This is a genomic window from Delftia deserti (assembly GCF_042653485.1).
In the GTDB taxonomy this organism is placed as follows: Bacteria; Pseudomonadota; Gammaproteobacteria; order Burkholderiales; family Burkholderiaceae_C; genus Comamonas; species Comamonas acidovorans.
Map to the genome: position 1 here is coordinate 1,409,030 of NZ_JBHSIH010000001.1, position 20,705 is coordinate 1,429,734.

Annotated in this window: 18 protein-coding genes; 12 read left to right on the forward strand and 6 right to left on the reverse strand. The window is 67.1% G+C overall.

Annotated elements, in window-relative coordinates:
* Window positions 1-113: 113 nt before the first annotated feature.
* Entirely contained in the window at window positions 114-2,114 is a 2,001-nt protein-coding gene (gene acs, locus ACFPFG_RS06705; protein WP_183018551.1) for an acetate--CoA ligase, read from the reverse strand.
* 231 nt (window positions 2,115-2,345) lie between these two features.
* On the opposite strand from acs, the gene ACFPFG_RS06710 reads away from it, so the two are divergent.
* The 4 genes from ACFPFG_RS06710 (at window position 2,346) to proX (ending at window position 7,408) form a co-directional block, all read left to right on the forward strand.
* The gene (locus ACFPFG_RS06710) at window positions 2,346-2,954 is read left to right on the forward strand and encodes a TIGR00645 family protein (RefSeq protein ID WP_012204594.1); all 609 of its coding nucleotides are present in this window, start codon (window positions 2,346-2,348) and stop codon (window positions 2,952-2,954) included.
* Between the two features lie 742 nt (window positions 2,955-3,696).
* Window positions 3,697-5,031 (forward strand): glycine betaine/L-proline ABC transporter ATP-binding protein ProV, encoded by a 1,335-nt coding sequence (gene proV, locus ACFPFG_RS06715; protein ID WP_183018701.1) that lies wholly within the window; start codon window positions 3,697-3,699, stop codon window positions 5,029-5,031.
* The gene (proW, locus tag ACFPFG_RS06720; protein ID WP_183018550.1) at window positions 5,028-6,251 is read left to right on the forward strand and encodes a glycine betaine/L-proline ABC transporter permease ProW; all 1,224 of its coding nucleotides are present in this window, start codon (window positions 5,028-5,030) and stop codon (window positions 6,249-6,251) included. The genes proV and proW overlap by 4 nt, the downstream gene beginning before the upstream one ends.
* A gap of 110 nt (window positions 6,252-6,361) precedes the next feature.
* The gene (proX, locus tag ACFPFG_RS06725) at window positions 6,362-7,408 is read left to right on the forward strand and encodes a glycine betaine/L-proline ABC transporter substrate-binding protein ProX (RefSeq protein WP_312378728.1); all 1,047 of its coding nucleotides are present in this window, start codon (window positions 6,362-6,364) and stop codon (window positions 7,406-7,408) included.
* A gap of 225 nt (window positions 7,409-7,633) precedes the next feature.
* Here proX and ACFPFG_RS06730 read toward each other — a convergent pair whose 3' ends face one another.
* Together ACFPFG_RS06730 and ACFPFG_RS06735 are read right to left on the reverse strand one after the other, a co-directional pair.
* Window positions 7,634-9,259, reverse strand: coding sequence for a SulP family inorganic anion transporter (locus tag ACFPFG_RS06730; RefSeq protein WP_312378726.1), 1,626 nt, complete (start codon window positions 9,257-9,259; stop codon window positions 7,634-7,636).
* On the reverse strand, window positions 9,259-9,897 hold the full coding sequence (locus tag ACFPFG_RS06735) for a ParB-like protein (protein ID WP_374620753.1): 639 nt from the start codon (window positions 9,895-9,897) through the stop codon (window positions 9,259-9,261). Before ACFPFG_RS06735 ends, ACFPFG_RS06730 begins: the two co-directional genes overlap by 1 nt.
* A 139-nt stretch (window positions 9,898-10,036) precedes the next feature.
* Here ACFPFG_RS06735 and ACFPFG_RS06740 point away from each other — a divergent pair, with 139 nt between their 5' ends.
* The 4 genes from ACFPFG_RS06740 to ACFPFG_RS06755 all read left to right on the forward strand — a co-directional run bounded on the left by ACFPFG_RS06740 (window position 10,037) and on the right by ACFPFG_RS06755 (window position 13,606).
* On the forward strand, window positions 10,037-10,723 hold the full coding sequence (locus ACFPFG_RS06740; protein ID WP_183018547.1) for a DUF3334 family protein: 687 nt from the start codon (window positions 10,037-10,039) through the stop codon (window positions 10,721-10,723).
* Window positions 10,724-10,838: 115 nt separating this feature from the next.
* Window positions 10,839-11,348, forward strand: coding sequence for a MarR family winged helix-turn-helix transcriptional regulator (locus ACFPFG_RS06745; RefSeq protein ID WP_183018546.1), 510 nt, complete (start codon window positions 10,839-10,841; stop codon window positions 11,346-11,348).
* Window position 11,349: 1 nt separating this feature from the next.
* The gene (locus ACFPFG_RS06750; protein ID WP_183018545.1) at window positions 11,350-12,579 is read left to right on the forward strand and encodes a multidrug effflux MFS transporter; all 1,230 of its coding nucleotides are present in this window, start codon (window positions 11,350-11,352) and stop codon (window positions 12,577-12,579) included.
* Between the two features lie 127 nt (window positions 12,580-12,706).
* Complete coding sequence (locus ACFPFG_RS06755; protein ID WP_183018544.1) at window positions 12,707-13,606, forward strand: alpha/beta hydrolase; 900 nt, start codon at window positions 12,707-12,709, stop codon at window positions 13,604-13,606.
* 64 nt (window positions 13,607-13,670) lie between these two features.
* On the opposite strand, the gene fumC is transcribed toward ACFPFG_RS06755, so the two are convergent.
* Entirely contained in the window at window positions 13,671-15,062 is a 1,392-nt protein-coding gene (fumC, locus tag ACFPFG_RS06760; protein WP_374620746.1) for a class II fumarate hydratase, read from the reverse strand.
* Window positions 15,063-15,377: 315 nt separating this feature from the next.
* Here fumC and ACFPFG_RS06765 point away from each other — a divergent pair, with 315 nt between their 5' ends.
* The 4 genes from ACFPFG_RS06765 (at window position 15,378) to murI (ending at window position 19,253) form a co-directional block, all read left to right on the forward strand.
* Window positions 15,378-16,931 (forward strand): fumarate hydratase, encoded by a 1,554-nt coding sequence (locus ACFPFG_RS06765; RefSeq protein WP_034391754.1) that lies wholly within the window; start codon window positions 15,378-15,380, stop codon window positions 16,929-16,931.
* 156 nt (window positions 16,932-17,087) lie between these two features.
* Window positions 17,088-17,720, forward strand: a complete 633-nt coding sequence (locus ACFPFG_RS06770) for a class I SAM-dependent methyltransferase (protein WP_183018542.1) — start codon at window positions 17,088-17,090, stop codon at window positions 17,718-17,720.
* Window positions 17,717-18,304, forward strand: a complete 588-nt coding sequence (locus ACFPFG_RS06775) for a GNAT family N-acetyltransferase (protein WP_380105701.1) — start codon at window positions 17,717-17,719, stop codon at window positions 18,302-18,304. The genes ACFPFG_RS06770 and ACFPFG_RS06775 overlap by 4 nt, the downstream gene beginning before the upstream one ends.
* Window positions 18,305-18,362: 58 nt before the next feature.
* Complete coding sequence (gene murI, locus ACFPFG_RS06780; protein WP_380105703.1) at window positions 18,363-19,253, forward strand: glutamate racemase; 891 nt, start codon at window positions 18,363-18,365, stop codon at window positions 19,251-19,253.
* A gap of 1 nt (window position 19,254) precedes the next feature.
* On the opposite strand, the gene ACFPFG_RS06785 is transcribed toward murI, so the two are convergent.
* Together ACFPFG_RS06785 and ACFPFG_RS06790 are read right to left on the reverse strand one after the other, a co-directional pair.
* Window positions 19,255-19,866 carry a M48 metallopeptidase family protein gene (locus tag ACFPFG_RS06785; protein ID WP_380105705.1) on the reverse strand — a complete coding sequence of 204 codons (612 nt, stop codon included), beginning with the start codon at window positions 19,864-19,866 and terminating at the stop codon, window positions 19,255-19,257.
* Window positions 19,867-19,898: 32 nt separating this feature from the next.
* Complete coding sequence (locus tag ACFPFG_RS06790) at window positions 19,899-20,525, reverse strand: DUF6806 family protein (RefSeq protein ID WP_013803265.1); 627 nt, start codon at window positions 20,523-20,525, stop codon at window positions 19,899-19,901.
* Window positions 20,526-20,705 lie beyond the last annotated feature (180 nt).

A 20,705-nucleotide genomic window follows, 5' to 3' on the forward strand; every position in this document is an offset into this window, starting at 1 on the left:
CCTGAGCTGTCGGCCCACACAAAATAGGACTGCAAGACAGCGCGCCGCCCGCAGTCCAGCCAAGAAAAAACCGGAGCCTGTGCTCCGGTTCTTCATGGCGGGCGTGTCCGCCCTCAGTTCGTCTCGGCCAGCTGGTCGAGGATGGCCGGGTTCTCCAGCGTGCTCGTGTCCTGGGTGATGGCCTCGCCCTTGGCAATCGAGCGCAGCAGGCGGCGCATGATCTTGCCGCTGCGCGTCTTGGGCAGGTTCTCGCCAAAGCGGATGTCCTTGGGCTTGGCGATGGGGCCGATTTCCTTGGCCACCCAGTCGCGCAGTTCCTTGGCGATCTGCCTGGCCTCCTCGCCCGTGGGGCGCGAGCGCTTGAGCACCACGAAGGCGCAGATGGCCTCGCCGGTCAGGTCATCGGGGCGGCCCACCACGGCGGCTTCGGCCACCAGGTCGGTCTTGGCCACCAGGGCCGACTCGATCTCCATCGTGCCCATGCGGTGGCCCGAGACATTGAGCACGTCGTCTATGCGGCCCGTGATGCGGAAGTAGCCACGGTCCTCGCTGCGCACGGCGCCGTCGCCTGCCAGATAGGTCTGGCCGCCCAGTTCCGCCGGGAAGTAGCTCTTCTTGAAGCGCTCGGGGTCGCCCCAGATGGTGCGGATCATGCTGGGCCAGGGCTTGGTGACCACCAGCAGGCCGCCTGCGCCGTTGGGCAGTTCATGGCCGGTCTCGTCGACGATGGCGGCCATGATGCCCGGCAGCGGCAGCGTGCAAGAGCCCGGCACCAGCGGCGTGGCGCCGGGCATGGGGGCGATCACGTGGCCGCCGTTCTCGGTCTGCCAGAAGGTGTCCACGATGGGGCAGCGCTCGCCGCCCACATTGCGGTGGTACCACATCCAGGCTTCGGGATTGATGGGCTCGCCCACGCTGCCCAGCAGGCGCAGGCTGGACAGGTCCGAGTTCTTCGGATGCACGGCGGCATCGCTGTCGGCCGCCTTGATCAGCGAGCGGATGGCCGTGGGCGCCGTGTAGAAGATGGTGCAGCCGTGGCGCTCGATCATCTGCCAGAAGCGGCCCGCGTTGGGGAAGGTGGGCACGCCCTCGAACACGATCTGCGTGGCGCCAGCGGCCAGCGGGCCGTAGGCCACGTAGGTGTGGCCCGTGATCCAGCCGATGTCGGCCGTGCACCAGAACACGTCGCTGGGCTTGAGGTCGAAGGTCCACTCCATGGTCTGCTTGGCCCACAGCACATAGCCGCCCGTGCAGTGCTGCACGCCCTTGGGCTTGCCCGTGGAGCCGCTGGTGTAGAGGATGAACAGCGGGTGCTCGGAATCCACGGCCACGGGCGCGCACTCGGTGCTCTGGCCGGCCAGGATCTCGCCGAAGGTCTTGTCGCGGCCTGCCGTCATGGCACAGGCCGTGGCCGTGCGCTCGTAGACGAAGACATGGCGCACGGCCTCGCAGCCGCCCAGCGCCAGCGCATCGTCCACGATGGCCTTGAGCGGCAGCTCCTTGCCGCCGCGCATCTGGTAGTTGGCGGTGATCACGGCCACGGCGCCCACGTCCACGATGCGCTCCTGCACCGCCTTGGCCGAGAAGCCGCCGAACACCACGCTGTGCGTGGCGCCGATGCGCGCGCAGGCCTGCATGGCGATCACGCCCTCGATGGTCATGGGCATGTAGATCAGGACGCGGTCGCCCTTTTGCACGCCCTGGGCCTTGAGCGCGTTGGCGAACTGCGAGACACGCTCCAGCAGTTCGCGGTAGCTGACCTTGGTGACCTCGCCGCCGTCGGCCTCGAAGATGATGGCCGTCTTGTGCTCGACGTCCGTGCCCATGTGCTTGTCCAGGCAGTTGGCGCTGGCATTGAGCTCGCCATCGGCAAACCAGCGGTAGAAGGGCGGGTTGCTGTCATCGAGCACCTGGGTGAAGGGCTTGGACCAGACCACGTTCTCGCGGGCCAGGCGGGCCCAGAAACCCTGGTAGTCGTTCTCGGCCTCGGCGCACAGCGCCTGGTACTGCTCCATGCCGGAGATGCGGGCCTTGGCGGCAAAGTCGGCCGGCGGCGGGAAGACCCGGTTCTCCACCAGTACCGATTCAATGGGGGATGCTGTTGCAGTGCTCATGCTTGCTTGTCTCCTGGGCTGGCCAAATAAAAATTGTGGTGCGACTGTCGGGGGCCGGTCTTACATGCCACTGACTGAAACCCCCTTGGGCGCGCCGACCTGGGGATTCCCCGCAGTTCCCGGCTGTCACGGGCACTGGCCTGTTTCACCGCTAAAATCGCGCGCCCGTTTTCCACGGCCATTGTCCCCTCCCATCCACGCTCCCACACCAGACAAGCGCGACCGACCACCATGGCCCGCCAGCAAAACTCCAATCGAGCCCCCGGCTCCCCCCTGCGTCCCCTGCCTTCCCTGATCTTCGCCAGCCGCTGGCTGCAGCTGCCGTTGTACCTGGGCCTGATCGCCGCCCAGGGTGTCTATGTCTGGCACTTCCTGCTCGAGCTGTGGCACCTGATCGAGGCCGCCTTCGGCAACCAGGAGGCGCTGCAGGCCCTGATCACCAGCATCGGCTACAAGCACGATGCGCCCATCGGCGCGCTCAACGAGACCATCATCATGCTGGTGGTCCTGGCACTGATCGACGTGGTGATGATCTCCAACCTGCTGATCATGGTCATCGTGGGCGGCTACGAGACCTTCGTCAGCCGCCTGGGCCTGGACAGCCACCCCGACCAGCCCGAGTGGCTGGGCCACGTGAACGCCTCCATCCTCAAGGTCAAGCTGGCCCTGTCCATCATCGGCATCAGCTCCATCCACCTGCTCAAGACCTTCATCAACGCGGGCAGCTACGACGTCAAGGTGCTGATGTGGCAGACCATCATCCACGTCACCTTCCTGGCCAGCGCCCTGGCCATCGCCTATACCGACAAGCTGATCAACAGCACGGCCAGCAACCACTGAGCCGGCGGCATCCCGCACCAAAGCCCCGCAGCGCCAGCCGCCGCGGGGCTTTTTTCATGGGCGGGCGCAGGCAACGGGTCGGACACCTTCTGGCGCCCGGCCGGCCAGCGCGCCAGGCACGCTTTTTGCCGCAGATCGGGCCTGAAGCTTTCCTCAAGCTGACGCTTGACCGATTTTATTCATCGATGACAGCATATGCCTTGCAAATCATGGCCTCAACGCTCTCATTAAGTGAGCAAATACTGGCCCGATTGCAGCCCCCAAGGGCTTGAAACAGCCCAAAACAGGCCTTGTTCGGCTCATGCGTTTTGACGCAGTAAAACCTGTTTTATATAATTTCAGCTTCTTTACAACCTGCCAAGCAGGTCATCGGCACCGTCTTCACGGCCTGCCGATATACCCCGGCGGATCGTTGTGCTTCCGGCACAGCCCCGTCAACCGGGCCGAAACTCGGTCCTGATGTTGTGGGGCATCGCGCTGGCTGATCTTCAGCCACGATGCCCGACTGAGACACCGCGCGCCTCACCGCCGGCTGCTCTCGACTTCTGGCTCTTGCGCACCGCTTCGCGTGCCATCCGAGCCGCCTCGGGTGCTTTCGCACCTGTTTGAATCCCAGCAACGGGGGACGGCAGTCCCCTGCAGCGAACGGCATCAGGGCTTCATTTTTGGCTTGCGCGCCAGCGTCTTCGCCCGTCGAGGACGCTGGACTGTGTTCCATCTCACCCAAAAGGAGAACGCCACAGTGGCCAAGCAGATCATCATCGATCATGTGTTCAAGGTGTTCGGGGACGACCCCAAGACCGCACTCGACCTCGTCCAACAGGGCCTGAGCAAACAGGAGATCCTGGAGCGCACGGGCCAGTCCATCGGCGTGTTCGACGCCAATTTCACCATCGAGGCCGGCGAGATCTTCGTCGTCATGGGCCTGTCGGGCTCGGGCAAGTCCACCCTGGTGCGCATGCTCAACCGCCTCATCGAGCCCACGGCCGGGCGCATCGTGGTCGATGGCCAGGACATCAATGCCCTGGGCGAGCGCGACCTGCGCGCCCTTCGCCGCAAGGACATCTCCATGGTGTTCCAGTCCTTTGCGCTGATGCCGCACATGACGGTGCTGGACAACACGGCCTTCGGCCTGGAGCTGGCCGGCGCCGACAAGGCCGAGCGCCAGACACAGGCCCAGGCCGCGCTGGAGCAGGTGGGCCTGGGCGCCTGGGGCGCCAGCTACCCCGACGAGCTGTCGGGCGGCATGCAGCAGCGCGTGGGCCTGGCCCGGGCGCTGGCGTCCGATCCGTCCATCCTGCTGATGGACGAGGCCTTCTCGGCCCTGGACCCCATCATCCGCACCGAGATGCAGTCCGAGCTGCTGCGCCTGCAGCAGATCCAGCGCCGCACCATCGTCTTCATCTCGCATGACCTGGACGAGGCCATGCGCATCGGCGACCGCATCGCCATCATGAAGGATGGCCAGGTGATCCAGGTCGGCACGCCCGACGAGATCCTGCGCAGCCCTGCCGACGACTATGTGCGCAGCTTCGTGCGCGGCGTGGATGCGGCCTCGGTCTTCAAGGCCGGCGACATCGCGCGCCAGGCGCTGACCGTGGTGTCCGAGCACAGCGACCGCGGCTGCCGCGCGGCCCAGCGCCTGCTGGAGGATTCGGACCGCGACTACGCCTATGTGGTCAACGCGCGCCGCCGCTTCCTGGGCGTGGTGTCCTCGCAATCGCTGCGCGACGCACTGCATGGCCGCCCGGGCATGCTGGGCCTGAGCCACGCCTTCCTGCCCAACGTCGAGCCGCTGTCCGCAGGCACGCCGGTGGCCGAGCTGTTCGGCCCCGTGGCCGCCGCGCCCTGCGCGCTGCCGGTGACCAGCGACGACGGCCAGTTCATGGGCGTGGTCAGCCGCACCACCATGCTGCGCTTCCTGGACCGCGACACGCCGCCCGTGCCGCCGCCGCAGGAGATCGTGCCGCCGGTCACGCTCAACCCGCATTTCCCGGCCTCCAACGCCCCCACCGTCGCCCCCACCGTCGCGCCGACCGTGGAGCCGATCGAACAACGACAAGGAGATGCCGCATGAGCGATGCAACCAACAGCCTGAACCCGAACACCGCCGCTGCCGCCACCGATCCCTGGGCCGATGCAAGCGCCGGTGCAGGCGCTAGTGCAAGCGCCGCCCCTGCTTCCACCGATTCCGCAGCCTCTGCAGCGCCTGCAAGCGCCGATCCCTGGGCAACCGCCGCCACGCCGGCGCCCGATGCCTCGGCCGATCCCTGGGGCGCCGCCAGCGGCGGTGATGCCGCAGGCGGTGACTGGCTGGGCGCCTCGGCCGGCTCGGGCGTTCCCGACGACGCCCATGCCAGCCTCTGGCACCAATTGACCACCGACGGCCTGCCCGTGCAGGGCTGGATCAACAGCGGCCTGGAATGGGTGGTCCACCATTTCCGCCCCTTCTTCCAGGCCGTGCGCACGCCCATCGACGGCACGCTGTCGGGCATCACCGATGCCATGCTGGCCCTGCCCTGGCCGCTGCTGGTCCTGGTCCTGACCCTGGTGGCCTGGCAGTTCGCGGGCCGCGCCATGGCCATTGGCGCCGCCGTCTCGCTGGTGGTGGTCGCCATGCTGGGCATCTGGCCCGAGGCCATGGTGACGCTGTCCCTGGTGCTGACTTCGCTGGTGTTCTGCATGGTCATCGGCCTGCCTGCGGGGATTTTGCTGGCCTCCAGCGACCGTGCGCAGCGCTGGACACGCCCGCTGCTCGACGCCATGCAGACCACGCCGGCCTTCGTCTACCTGGTGCCCGTGGTGATGCTGTTCGGCATCGGCAACGTGCCCGGCGTGATCGTGACCATCATCTTCGCGCTGCCGCCGCTGATCCGCCTGACCAACCTGGGCATCCGCCAGGTGCGCCCCGACCTGATCGAAGCGAGCCGCGCCTATGGTGCATCGCCCTGGCAGCTGCTGTGGAAGGTGCAGCTGCCGCTGGCCATGCCCTCCATCATGGCGGGCGTGAACCAGGCGCTGATGCTGTCGCTGTCCATGGTGGTGATCGCCTCCATGATCGCCGTGGGCGGCCTGGGCCAGATGGTGCTGCGCGGCATCGGCCGCCTGGACATGGGCCTGGCCACCGTGGGTGGACTGGGCATCGTGCTGCTGGCCATCGTGCTGGACCGCATCACCCAGGCCATGGGGCAGACGACCCGCGGCGGTGCGCGCTGGTGGCACAGCGGCCCCGCCGGCTGTGTGGCCCGCCTGCTGGGCGCCGGCAACAAGCCGGTCCACCGCGGCAGCACCAGCTGAATGCCTTCACTGCGGCGCGGATGGGCCCACTGCCGCGCCGCCTTCCCGAAAAGCGGTCAGCCACGCTGGCCGCCCACTCCCCTTTCATCACACAACGGAGGAACCCGAGGATGAACCAAGCCCTGAACCACAACCGACTGCAAGCGACCACCCCCAGCCACTGGCTGCGCACCGCCACGATGGCTGCCGGCATCGCACTGGCCTGCGCAGGCGCATCGGCCGCCAGCGACCAGCCCGGCAAAGGCGTGAAGGTGTCGCCGCTCAAGAGCTCCATCGCCGAAGAAAGCTTCCAGACCCTGATCGTCATGAAGGCCCTGGAGAAGCTGGGCTACGAGGTGCAGCCCTTCCAGGAAGTCGAGTACCCCACGGCCCATGTGGCGATTGCCAATGGCGACGCCACTTTCCTGGCCACGCACTGGAACCCGCTGCACGCCGACTACTACAAGAACGCGGGCGGCGACGCCAAGCTGTTCCGCAAGGGCGTTTACTCGGACAACGCCGCCCAGGGCTACCTGATCGACAAGAAGACGGCCGACGAATACAAGATCACCAATATCGGCCAGTTGAAGGACCCCAAGATCGCCAAGCTGTTCGACTCGGACGGTGACGGCAAGGCCGACCTCACCGGCTGCACGCCGGGCTGGGGCTGCGAGGCCGTGATCGAGCACCACCTGACGGCCTACAAGCTGCGCGACACCGTGACCCACAAGCAGGGCACGTACTCGGCGCTGATCGCCGACACCATCTCGCGCTACAAGGCCGGCAAGCCCATCCTCTACTACACCTGGACGCCCTACTGGGTGAGCAACGTGCTCAAGCCCGGCAAGGACGTGGTGTGGCTGGAGGTGCCCTTCTCCTCGCTGCCCGGCGAGCAGGCCAAGTTCGATACCAAGCTGCCCAACGGCAAGAACTACGGCTTCGTGGTGAACAAGCAGCAGATCGTGGCCAACAAGGCCTTCACCGACAAGCATCCCGACGCCGGCAAGCTGTTCGAGCTGATGCAGCTGCCCGTGGGCGACATCAGTGCGCAGAATCACATGATGAGCCAGGGCCAGAACAAGCCCTCGGACATCAACCGCCATGTGGACGGCTGGATCAAGGCCCACCAGAAGACCTTCGACGGCTGGCTGGAACAGGCCCGCGCGGCAGCCCGCTGAACGCTGAAAACGGCCAGGGAAGGGAGTCTCTGCTGACACTCTTGCGGCAACCCCTTCCAAATGCGCGCCTCGGCGGGCTTTTTGGGCAGGATGGCCTTGGCCGCCACGATGCGCCTGCGGATGCGTCGGCCAGCAGGCCTGGCACCCGGCTTGCACCGGTTGCAGCCAAATATCGTGCGCGAGTCCACGCAGGCTGCGGGCCGAGGCCTTGCACCGGGGCAGGGATCACGCAGGGAGCTGCAACTGGCGCACGGCGTCGTCCACGCTCCAGCCCGCATAGCTGGCGGGCGGCAAGGCCGGATTGCCCACGCGCGCCAGCAGGTCGCGCACGGGGTCCTTGACGCGGGCCAGGGCCAGCGGCACGCCCAGTTGCTGCAACTGGGCCGCGAAGTCGCACAGCGCCTCGACACTGGTGGCATCCAGATCGGCCGAATCTTCCAGGCTCAGCACCACGCCGCAGGGCGAAGGCAGGGATTGCAGCCGCTCGCGGATGGCCGCAAACACCGGGTCGGCATTGCCGAAGAACAGCGGTGCCTCGGGCCGCGCGATCAGCAGGCCGGCCGGCACCACCGCGTCGGGGTGGCGTGCGACATCGACAAAGTCATGCGTGTCTGCCAGCCTGCCCAGCCAGCTCACATGCGAGCGCGACAGCGTTTGCAGCAGCATGAGCAGGCTGGCCGCAATGGCCAGCAGCAGCCCGTCGAGCACGCCCAGCGCCAGCACGGCAAGGAACGCCAGCACCACGATCAGCCGGTCCCGCCGCCAGGCGAAGTAAGGTCGCAGCGCGGCAGGGTTCAGCGTGTGGCCCACGGCGTGGATGACGATGGCGGCCAGCAGCGGCTGCGGCGTGCGCTCTATCCAGGGCAGCAGCAGCCAGACGGCCAGGCCCACCACGGCGCAGGCCACCAGGCCTGCAGCGCGGCTTTGCGCGCCCGCCACCTCGTTGGCCGAGGTGGCCGAGTAGCCCGCGCCCACGGGCATGCCATGGAACACGCCCGACAGCAGGTTGGCCGCGCCCAGCGCCATCAGGTCGCGGTTGGCATCGACGCGGTCGCCGTGGCGCAGCGCAAAGCTGCGGATGGAGCCATAGGACTCGGCATAGAGGATGAGCGCCATCGCAAAGGCCAGCTCACCCAGGCGCAGCCATTCGGCGCGGTGCAGCGAGGGAATGCCGGGATTGGAGAAATCCAGCCGTATCGGCCCCACGGCCGCAATGCCCCAGCGCGCGCACCAGCCGCCCGCATCCAGCGCAATGCCGGCCGCAATCACCAGCAAGGCCGCAGGCAGGCCACGCCAGCGGGCCAGCGCACGCATCAGCAGCAGTGCCGCAACGGCCATGGCCAGACCCGCTCCATTCCAGTGGCGCCAGCCGGCCAGCAGCTCCCAGACAAAGCGCGGCAGATCGCCATGCACGGGCTGGAAGGCGACGGCATGCGGGATCTGCTTGACCACGATGGTCAGCGCAAGCCCCAGCGCAAAGCCACGCAGCACGGGCTTGGCAATGAAATTGGAGACCGCGCCCAGCCGCGCCAGCCCCGCCACCACGAAGAACAGGCCCGTCAGCAGCACGATGCCCACGCCCAGCAGCATGCGCTGCTGCGGCGAGGTGCCGGCCATGGACGCCGTGGCCGCCAGCAGCACGGCGGCAGAGGAGGATGTGGCCGAGACGATGGCGAAGCGGCTGCTCCCCAGCAGGCCATAGGCCAGCAGCCCGGCGAACAGCGCAATCACCCCGGCCTGCGGCGGCAGGCCGGCAATGCCGGAATAGGCCACGGCCTCGGGCAGCAACAGGCCGGCGATGGACAGGCCGGCGCCCCAATCGGCCAAGGCAGGCAGGCCGGGCGCACGCATCAGGATTGCGGAGCAACGACGCCGGACCAGCCCGGCAGGTAGCGCGCCTCGGCGCCGTGCGCCAGGCCCAGGGCCTCGTGCAGGGCCTGCTCGGGCAAGGCCACATCGCCCTTGCCGCTGCGCAGGTCCTTGGTGGCGAAGCGCGTGCGAAAGAAATCGGCCCACAGGAATTCGACAAAGGGCGCCGTGTCCTTGGCATAGCCACCAGCCTTGCGCACGGCGCCGGCCAGGCTGCGGTAGGGGTCGTCGCGCAGGCGGTCCAGCTGCTCGGGCATCTTGGCCCAGTCGCAGCGGCGGCCGCGCTCGTCATACGGATGGGCCCATTGGTGGAACTCCATCAGGCGCCAGAACATCAGCGGATCGGCCTCGCTGAAATCGGCCAGTTGCATGACCCAGACCTGGTCCACGGACTCCTGCGTCAGCGCCAGCCCCAGGTGGTGGTGGTCGACGATGTAGTGCAGGCCTTGCGGCCCCAGCACGGCCGGGAACCAGTGCGATGCCAGAACGCCTTCGCGCTCCTTGCGCTTGAGACGGCCCCACTGGGCGCGCTTGGCCTGCACTTCGGCGGCGCCTATGGTCATCTGCGTGGGACGCAGTGCGGCCAGCGAAACCCGGATCAGATGCTGCTGTGCTCTCATCGTCCAAACCTCCGTTGCATCAAGGGTGCAGACCGGCGGGCAGCCAGGTCCGGCATCCAGAATACGCCTTCGAGGTTACAAATGGTCGCAACAACGGACTTGCACCCATAATCGCTCACAATTTTGTCCCGTTGACCTCATGAACCAGCCCCAACACCCCATCGTCCATGGCACGGAAGACGTGCTGATCAGCCTTTGCAATTCGGTATCCCGCGTGCTCCAGGTGGCCACGCAGTGCCAGATCCAGTATTCGGGCATGGTGCAACGCATCACCAAGACCAGCCTCAAGCCCGATATCGGCTGCTTTGTCCTGGTGGACGGTGGCTTCTCGGGCCTGGTGATCATCAACTTCTCGGCCGCCGCCGCCATGGAGCTGTACCGCAGCTACATGCTGAGCATGGGCATGGGCGAGGATGACCTGGCCACCTCCTATACCTCGGACGATGTCAGCAACGTCATGGGCGAGCTGATGAACCAGGTGGTGGGCGACTTCACCAGCAAGGTCCAGCGCGAGCTTCAGACCTACATCACCCAGAGCCAGCCCAAGATGATCCGCCTGAACAAGCAGGTCAACCTCAGCGTGGATGCCAACCTCGACTCCCCCGAGGCGCGTCGCGTGACCTTCTACACGGGCAACAACAACATCTTCTATCTTGAACTGGCCATGGACCGCACCGAGTTCATCAAGGTCGTGGACTTCGAGCCCCAGGAGCGCCCCGATCCCGATGCGCTCATGGCCCAGACCGCCGCCAGCACCCCGGCCGCAGCGCCCGCGCCGCCCGCCAGTACCGACACCGACGAACTGCTCAAGTCGCTGGGCATGTAAGCCCGGCCTGCGGTGCGGGAGCCAAAACCCTGGCGCCTGCGGATGTATCGGGAGACTCCGGGAACGATATCGTTGACATGCAGATAATTGGAATGTCAACTATTTGAATACCACGATGTCCTCCCAGTCCGACCAGTCCCTGCCCGCGCAGGCCGATGCCGCGAGCGTGCAGCGGCATTTCATGTTCACGCTGGGCCAGGTGAACAAGCAGTGGCGCCGCACGCTGGACCGACTGCTGGCGCCCATGGGGCTGACCCAGGCGCTGTGGATGCCGCTGATGCATCTGGCGCGTTCCCCTGACGCCATGCGCCAGAAGGATCTGGCCCACTCCCTTGCGCTGGACAGCTCCTCCGTCGTACGGCTGGTGGACGGCCTGGCCGCCCAAGGCTGGATAGAGCGCGTGGACGACAGCGACCGCCGCGTCAGGAAAATCCAGCTCACGCCAGCCGGCCATGCCCAGGTCGAAGCCGTGCAGGGCCTGCTGCAGCAGGCCCGTGCCCAGGTGCTGGGCGCCGTGCCGCCCGAGGAACTGGAGGCGGCCTACGCCACGCTGCAGCGCCTGCTGCAAGCCATGGCCGCCGAGCCCGCCTCAGACGCGGACCTGCACGACGAGCAGGCTCGCTGAGATGGCGCCCGAGCACTCTTCGCTGCCACCACCGGTGCAAGGCGATACAGCGGCCAGCCGCAAGGCTCCGCTATGGCTGCTGGTGATCGTGACCATCGTCGGCACGCTGGCCATGCATATGTTCCTGCCCGCCCTGCCCGATGCGGCACGCCAGCTCCAGGCCGGCGCCAGCCAGATGCAGCTGACCATCACGGTCTACATCCTGGGCCTGGGCGTGGGCCAGCTGGTCTACGGCCCGCTGTCGGACAGCCTGGGGCGCCGCCCCATGCTGCTGGCAGGGCTCATCCTCTATGCGCTGGCCAGCCTGGCGGCCTTTCTCGCCCCGTCCGCCCCCTGGCTGATCGGCGCGCGGCTGCTCCAGGCGCTGGGCGGCTGCGCGGGCCTGGCCCTGGGACGCGCCATTGCGCGCGATTCGAGCACGCCCGAGAACGCCGTCGGTAGCCTGGCGCTGCTCAACCTGATGATGATGATCGGCCCGGGCATCGCGCCGGCCATCGGCTCGGCCATCGACGACGCCCTGGGCTGGCGCGCCATCTTCGGCACGCTGGCCGTGGTCGGCGGCGTGACGGCCTTCGGCATCTGGAAGCTGCTGCCCGAAACCGGACAGCCCACGGGCCGCCTGCACCTGGGCACCATCCGCGACGACTACCGCAGCCTGCTGCGCTCCCCGGCCTTCGTGGGCTTTGCCGTGGGCGGCGGCTGCGCCACAACGTCCATCTATGCCTTCCTGGCGGCGGCGCCCTTCGTCTTCATCGAGCAACTGCATTCCACCAAGCATGAAGTGGCCATCTACCTGGGCCTGCTCATGGGCGGCATGGCCGCGGGCAATGCGCTTGCCCGCCAGCTGATACGCCACTGGCCCCTGGAGCGGCTGATGCTCAACGGCAATCTGCTGAGCCTGGCCAGCGCGGCCATGCTGCTGTTGCTGGCCCTGTGCAACCAGCTCACGCCGGCCATCGTGGTCGCGCTGATGGTGCTGTTCGCGCTGGGCTCGGGCCTGACCAGCCCTGCGGCGCTGGCCAGCGCGCTCAGCGTGCATCCGCGCCTCACGGGCTCGGCCGCCGGGGTCTACGGCAGCACCCAGATGGCCGTGGGCGGCCTGTGCACGCTGGGCGCCAGCCTGGGCAGCAACCCGGCGCTGTCGGCCGCGCTCGCCCTGGTCGTAGCCTGCGTGGTGGGGCAGTTGGGCTTTCGTGGTGCGCTGCGCCACGCGCAGCGTGCGCCCGGCTGAGGGCAGTCCGGCTGAGGGCCATGGTCCCCGAGGCGACGGCCCGGCCGCGCAAAGCGCAGGCGGAGCCAGGGCCTCGATTACATTGGCGCAGCCGTGGCCACTGCCACGGACCACAGGAGACAAAAACATGCGCCAACTTTCCTTTTCCATCGTCCTGCGCCAGGCCGCCACCGGCACGCTGGCAGCCGCCGCGCTGCTGGCCGGCACAGCAGCCCAGGCCGGCTCCATCGAGGCCGCCGAGTTCAAGAGCGCCACGCTGCAGCGCAGCTGGACCTACAACGTCTACCTGCCCACGGGCTACGACGCCCAGTCCAGGCTGCGCTACCCCGTCATGTACCTGCTGCACGGCAATGACGGCCAGCGCAACGACTGGCCCGTCAAGGGCAGCCTGCTGCGCACGGTGGACCAACTGATCCAGAACGGCGAGATCCCGCCCGCCATCATCGTCATGCCCGACGCGGGAACGACCTGGTACGTGGACCTCAAGGAGCCCATGGAGACGGCCTTCTTCCAGGACCTCGTCCCCCATGTCGAGAAAAAGTACCGCACCCTCACCAGCCGCGATGGCCGCGTGATCGGCGGCCTGTCCATGGGCGGCTACGGCGCGCTGCGCTACGTGCTCAAGTACCCCGAGAAATTCCAGGCCGCCGCCCTGCTGAGCCCCGCCATCTACAACCCAGAGCCGCCCGCCGATTCCTCGGCACGCTCGGTCAAGGTCTTTGCCGAACCCAACACGGGCGGCCAGTACAGCACCACCGTCTGGAAAAGCTACAACTACCCTGTGCTGTGGGACAGCTTTCTCGCCCGCAAGATCAGCGTGCCCATGTACATCAACTCGGGCGACGACGATGAATTCATGATCGAGTCCGACGCCGCCCAGCTCTACGCCCAGCTGCGCAGGAACAAGCAGCCTGCCGAGCTGCGCATCGTCAACGGCAAGCATGAATGGCCGGTCTGGGAAAGCACCATCGGCGACGCGCTCAAGTACGTATTCCGCACCGTGCGCCGCCCGCAGGCGGACAACTGAGCCAGGCCATGAAGCAAAAAAAGGGGAGCCGATCGGCTCCCCTTTTTGATTGCATCAGCAGGTCTTACAGATTGCCGACCATCTTGGCAGGGATCACCCAGGCGTCGAACTGTTCGCCGGTCAGGTGGCCCGATGCCACAGCCGCTTCGCGCAGGCTGGAGCCTTCCTTGTGCGCCTTCTTGGCGATGTAGGCCGCCTTGTCGTAGCCGATGTGCGGGTTCAGCGCCGTCACCAGCATCAGCGAGCGCTGCACCAGCTCGGTGATGCGCTCGCGGTTGGGCTCGATGCCCACGGCGCAGTGGTCGTTGAAGCTCTTCATGCCATCGGCCAGCAGGCGCACGCTCTGCAGGAAGTTGTGGGAGACCATGGGGCGGAACACGTTCAGCTCGAAGTTGCCCGAGGCGCCGCCGAAGTTGATGGCCACATCGTTGCCGAAGACCTGGGCCGCCAGCATGGTCACAGCCTCGCTCTGCGTGGGATTGACCTTGCCGGGCATGATGGACGAGCCGGGCTCGTTCTCGGGGATGGAGATCTCGCCCAGGCCGCTGCGCGGGCCCGAGGCCAGCCAGCGCACGTCGTTGGCGATCTTCATCATGCTGGCGGCCAGCGTCTTGAGCGCGCCGTGGGCGTGGACCAGGCCGTCGCACGAGGCCAGGGCCTCGAACTTGCTGGGCGCCGTCACGAACGGGTAGCCGGTGAGCCGGGACAGCTCGGCCGCCACGCCCTCGGCATAGCCCTTGGGAGCATTCAGGCCCGTGCCCACGGCCGTGCCGCCCAGCGCCAGCTCGTACAGGTGCGGCAGCGCGGCGCGCACATGCTTTTCGCCATGGGCCAGCTGGGCCACCCAGCCCGAGATTTCCTGGCCCAGCGTCAGCGGCGTGGCGTCCTGCAGATGGGTGCGGCCGATCTTGACGATGTCGGCATAGGCCTCGCTCTTGGCCTGCAGCGTGTTGCGCAGCAGGGCAATGGCGGGCAGCAGCTTTTGCTCGATGGCCGTGACGGCAGCCACGTGCATGGCGGTGGGGAACACGTCGTTGCTCGACTGGCTCTTGTTCACGTCGTCATTGGGGTGGACCAGGCGCGCTTCGCCGCGCTCGCCACCGAGGATTTCGCTGGCGCGGTTGGCCAGCACCTCGTTGACGTTCATGTTGGTCTGCGTGCCCGAGCCGGTCTGCCAGACCACCAGCGGGAACTCGTCCGGGTGCTTGCCGGCGATCACCTCGTCGGCGGCGGCCAGGATGGCCTGGGTCTTCTTCTCGTCCAGCAGGCCCAGCTTGTGGTTGACGGTGGCCGAGGCCTTCTTGACCTGGGCCAGCGCGTGGATGATCTCGCGCGGCTGCTGCTCTCCGCTGATGTCGAAGTTCTGCAGCGAGCGCTGCGTCTGCGCGCCCCAGAGCTTGTCTGCGGGGACGGCTATGGGTCCGAAAGTGTCTTTTTCCTGGCGGGTCGCGGTCATTGGTATGGACTCCTTGGTGAAAACAACGCGGCGCAGTTGGCTGGAGGCAGGTCGGCGGGCCGCGCAGGACGTGGCTCGGGGATGTCTGGCTGGCAGGGCCGCAATGGCAAAAACCCGCTCATGGTAACTCCGTAAATGGGAACCCCTCGCATCCATCCCCCACAGCGGTGTCGCCAGGCATGGCTTGTCCAGCCAAACCCCTCGACTCTTGTACAAGACTGCGCCCATTGCGTGCACTTTTCCCCCTGCAGCGCCGATAATCGCCCCCGGGATTCCCCTCCCCCTGTTCCCCCGATCAAAAAAGACACCCCACCGATGACCACCACGATCCGCCAGCAGGACCTGATCGATTCGATCGCAGGCGCCCTGCAGTACATCAGCTACTACCACCCCGCCGACTACATCGCCCACCTGGCCCGCGCCTACGAGCGCGAGCAAAGCCCGGCGGCCAAGGACGCGATGGCCCAGATCCTGACCAACTCCAAGATGTCGGCCACGGGCCACCGCCCGATCTGCCAGGACACCGGCATCGTCAACGTGTTCCTGAAGGTGGGCATGGACGTGCGCTGGGAAGGCTTCACGGGCGGCCTGGAAGACGCCATCAACGAAGGCGTGCGCCGCGGCTACAACCACCCCGAGAACACGCTGCGCGCCTCGGTCGTGGCCGATCCGCTGTTCGCGCGCAAGAACACCAAGGACAACACGCCTGCCGTCATCAACGTGCAGATCGTGCCCGGCGACAAGCTGGACGTGACTGTGGCCGCCAAGGGCGGCGGCTCGGAGAACAAGTCCAAGATGATCATGATGAACCCCAGCGACAACCTGGTGGACTGGGTGCTCAAGACCGTTCCGACCATGGGCGCGGGCTGGTGCCCGCCGGGCATGCTGGGCATCGGCATCGGCGGCACCGCCGAGAAGGCCGTGCTGCTGGCCAAGGAAAGCCTGATGGAAGACCTGGACATGTACGAGCTGCAGGCCAAGGCCGCGCGCGGAGAAAAGCTCGACCAGGTCGAGGAACTGCGCCTGGAGCTGTACGAGAAGGTCAACGCCCTGGGCATCGGCGCGCAAGGCCTGGGCGGCCTGGCCACCGTGCTGGACATCAAGATCAAGATGTACCCCACGCACGCGGCCTCCAAGCCCGTGGCCATGATCCCCAACTGCGCGGCCACGCGCCACGCGCACTTCGTGATGGACGGCTCCGGCGCGGTCTACATGGACGCGCCCTCGCTGGACCTGTGGCCCAAGATCGACTGGGAGCCCGACTACAACAAGTCGCGCCGCGTGGACCTCAACGCCCTGACCAAGGAAGAAGTGGCCAGCTGGAAGCCCGGCGACACCCTGCTGCTCAACGGCAAGATGCTCACGGGCCGCGATGCCGCCCACAAGCGCATCCAGGACATGCTGGCCAAGGGCGAGAAGCTGCCCGTGGACTTCACCAACCGCGTGATCTACTACGTCGGCCCGGTGGACCCGGTCAAGGACGAAGCCGTGGGCCCCGCAGGCCCCACGACGGCCACCCGCATGGACAAGTTCACCGACATGATGCTGGAGCAGACCGGCCTGATCGCCATGATCGGCAAGGCCGAGCGCGGCCCGGTGGCCATCGAGTCCATCAAGAACCACAAGTCGGCCTACCTGATGGCCGTGGGCGGCGCCGCCTACCTGGTGTCCAAGGCCATCAAGAACGCCAAGGTCGTGGGCTTCGAGGACCTGGGCATGGAAGCCATCTACGAGTTCGACGTGGTGGACATGCCCGTGACGGTGGCCGTTGATGCCGGCGGCACCAGCGCCCACATCACAGGCCCGGCCGAATGGCAAAAGCGCATCGCATCCGGCGAGTTCAAGACGATTGAGATCGCTTCGGCCTGAAGCCGGCGTCGAGCGCAAAGGGACCGCCTTCGGGCGGTCTTTTCATTGGTGCGGGCATTTGTGACAGACTGCCCGCTGCCTGCAACACTGCCCCACTGCCCCACTGCCCCACTGCCCCACTGCCCCACTGCCCCACTGCCCCACTGCCCATTCAACATGACCATCGCGCTCGTCCTCATCGCCCTGCTGGCCGTGACCAGCATGGCATGGCGCCTGTCCTCCCGCCGCCATGTCCTGCCCTGCCCCTCCTGGCTGCGCTGGATGGTCGAACTCGACAACCCCTTCGCGGCCAGCAACAAGGCCGCCTTCATCGTCGGACAACTGCAGGTGCAACCAGGCATGAAGGTGCTGGATGCGGGCTGCGGCCCGGGACGCGTCACCCTGCCGCTGGCCCGTGCGGTCGGTGCCCAGGGCCATGTGCTGGCCGTGGACCTGCAGCCTGCCATGCTCGAACAGGTGGCTGCCAAGGCGCATGCCCAGGGGCTGGAGAACGTGCGCACCCAGGCGGCTGCGCTGGGCCAGGGGCAGCTCGCAGCCGGGCAGCACGACCGCGCCGTGATGGCCGCCGTGCTGGGAGAGATCCCGAACCGCCAGGCCGCGCTGGCCGATGTATTCCAGAGCCTGCGCCCCGGCGGCCTGCTGGCCGTGGCCGAACTGGTCTTCGACCCGCATTTCCAGCGCCGCACCAGCGTGGAAAAGCTGGCAGGCGAGGCAGGCTTCATCCCCCACTCCTTCCACGGCCATGCAGCCGCCTATCTGCTGGTACTGCAGCGCCCTCTCCAACCATGACCACCACACATTCCCCTGTAGCGACCCTGCGGACACCGCGCCTGATACTGCGCCAGTGGCAGGCCGGCGACCGGCAGCCCTTTGCCGCGCTGAATGCCGACCCACAGGTCATGGAGCACTTTCCGGCACTGCTCAGCCGTGGACAAAGCGATGCCATGGCAGACAGGATCCAGGCACTGATCGAGGAACGCGGCTGGGGCTTCTGGGCGGCAGAGCACCTTGCCAGCGGCGAGTTCATGGGCTTCATCGGGCTGCACACTCCCGCCGCGTCTTTGCCGTTCTCGCCCTGCGTGGAAATCGGCTGGCGGCTCGCCAGGCCTTTCTGGGGCCAGGGCCTGGCCAGCGAGGGCGCGCGGGCGGCGCTGGAGCACGGCTTCAGCGGGTTGCATCTGGAGTCCATCGTCTCGTTCACCGCGCTGTCCAACCTGCGTTCGCAGGCCGTGATGCAGCGCCTGGGCATGGAGCGCGAGGCACATGACTTCGACCATCCGGAGGTGCCCGCAGGCCACGCGCTGCGCAGGCATTGCCTGTATCGCCTGACACAGGCCCAATGGCTGCAGCAGCAAGCCATGGGCGCAGCATGAACGCGCCCGAGCGGGCATACTGGGCGCCGCCTCCAAAAGCCTTTATCCGGATCTGCACATGACCTCCCCGGCCTCTCCCATCGGCGTCTTCGACAGCGGTATCGGCGGCCTCAGCGTGCTGCAGGCGCTGCGCCATGAACTGCCGCATGAGCGCTTCGTCTACCTGGCCGACAGCGGCAATGCACCCTATGGCGACGCACGCGGCGACGCCTTCGTGCAGCAGCGCACGCGCACCATTGCGCGCCATCTGCGTGAGCAGCACCAGATCAAGGTGCTGGTGATCGCCTGCAACACGGCCACGGCAGCGGCCGTGGACATGCTGCGCGCCGAAATGCCCGAACTGCCCCTGATCGGCGTGGAGCCCGCCATCAAGCCCGCTTCGCTGTCGAGCCAGACCGGCCACGTGGGCGTGATGGCCACGCGCGGCACGGTGGGCAGCGCACGCTTTGCACGCCTGGTGGCCGACCATGGCCAGCGCGTGCAATTCCATGTCCAGCCCTGCGACGGACTGGCCAAGGCCATCGAGGAAAGCACGGAGCAACCCGTTCCCGCCGACCCCATGGCCACCGAGGTGGCGCAACTGTGCGCCAGGTATGTGAATGCCCTGGGCAGCTTCGGACAGAAGACGGGTGAGATGGATTCCCTGGTGCTGGGCTGCACCCACTACATATTCGCCCGCGAGCAGTTGCGCACGCTGCTGGGGCCGGACATCCAGTTCATCGACACAGGTGCCCCGGTAGCTCGCCAGACGCGGCGCGTGCTTGACCGCCTGGGCACCCTGGCCAGCGAATCAGGCCCCTTGCCCGCAGCAGAGGGCCAGGTCCAGCTGATGACCACGGGATCGCTGCAGGCCCTGCAATCGGCCGCATCGCGCTGGCTGGATCTGCCCGCGCAATGCTGCTCGTGCGTTCAGGTCGGCGAATCCAGCGCCGTCCCCACGGCCGCCTGAATCACGGCTGCGCCTGCCACAGGCGCCGGCCCGAGTGGTCCATCCAGCTCAGGTACAGCCGCAGCTCGAACTCCAGCTGGTGGTAGTCGGGCTCCATGTGGGTGCACAGCTGGTAGAAGGCCTTGTCGTGGTCAGGCTCGCGCAGATGGGCCAGCTCATGGACGACGATCATGCGCAAGAAAGCCTCGGGCGCCTGCTTGAACAGTGCACCGATGCGGATCTCGTGCCGGGCATTGAGGCGGCTTCCCTGCACCACGGTGCGGCGCGTGTGCAGGCCCAGGGCGTTGTGGACCACATGGATGCGGCCGTCGTAGGCCACCTTGTTCAGCGTGCCGGCATTGCGCATGTGCCGGCCCTTGAGGGCATCCACGTAGTCATAGAGGCTCTTGTCCGTGCGCACGGCATGGGCCTCGGGATGCTTGCGCAGCAGCCAGGCCTCGGCCTTGTCATCGGCCAGCCAGCCGCGCACCTGCGACTGCAGCGCGGCCGGGTAGGCGGACAGGTAGGGAAGAGGCAGTGCACCGCCAGCCACCTCGCGCCGCTGCTCGCGCTGGCGGCGCACGGTCTCGGTGACTGCTCCGGAATACTTGGGCGTGCTGGCCTGTGTCGCCATGGCTGTACGCCGCGCGAGGCAGCGCCGTGCGCTCAATGCAGGTGGCGGGGGCGGCGATTGCCACCGTGGCCCGAACCCGATCCACCCATGCCGCGCGGCGGCTTGCCGATCTCCAGCGAGCTGACCAGGGCGTCGAAGCGCTGGGAGAACAGCTTGTCGATCTCCTGCACCACGCCACCCAGCTCGGAGCCGTCGAAATGGCGCTCCATCAGGTTGACCACGTCCTGCACCAGCAGATCGCGCTGCACCTGCATGATGGCCGCGGGCGTCGGACCAACGAAGAGCATGACGAAGTCGTCGCGCGATTCGGCCTCTTCGGACTCTTCTTCCTCGTCGAACTCGGTGTCGTAGAAGGTCACCTCGATGGCCGCGCCCTGCTCGGCCAGCTCGTTGATGCCCATGCACATGTCGTCCAGCGACTGGCGGAAGTCCTCGTCGCCACGCACCGTCCAGCACACCTGGAGCAGGCGCTCCTTGGTATCGAACTGGATGCCTGGCTCTTCCTCATAGACGCTGCCAGCGCCATCGGCCAGGGAACGGGCCCCCGCATACTTCCACAGCGGACCCAGCGCTTCCTGCAACTGCTCGTAGGTCGTGTCGGGGCGCAGCAGCACCTGGCCGTGCACGTGGATTTCAAATGGAGCGTTGTAATTCGACATGTTCTCGTCTGGGATGAGTTTGGCCACACCTGTCACGCCGCACCGTGTGCCACGATCAACGTCAACGGAACGCATGCAGGCATCGCCATCACTGTCTGCCCGCGCCGCGCCATCCAGGCAAGCAGCCCGGGGCCTGATGAATGGATTCTCGCACGTTATGCCAACGGGCAAGGTCTTGGC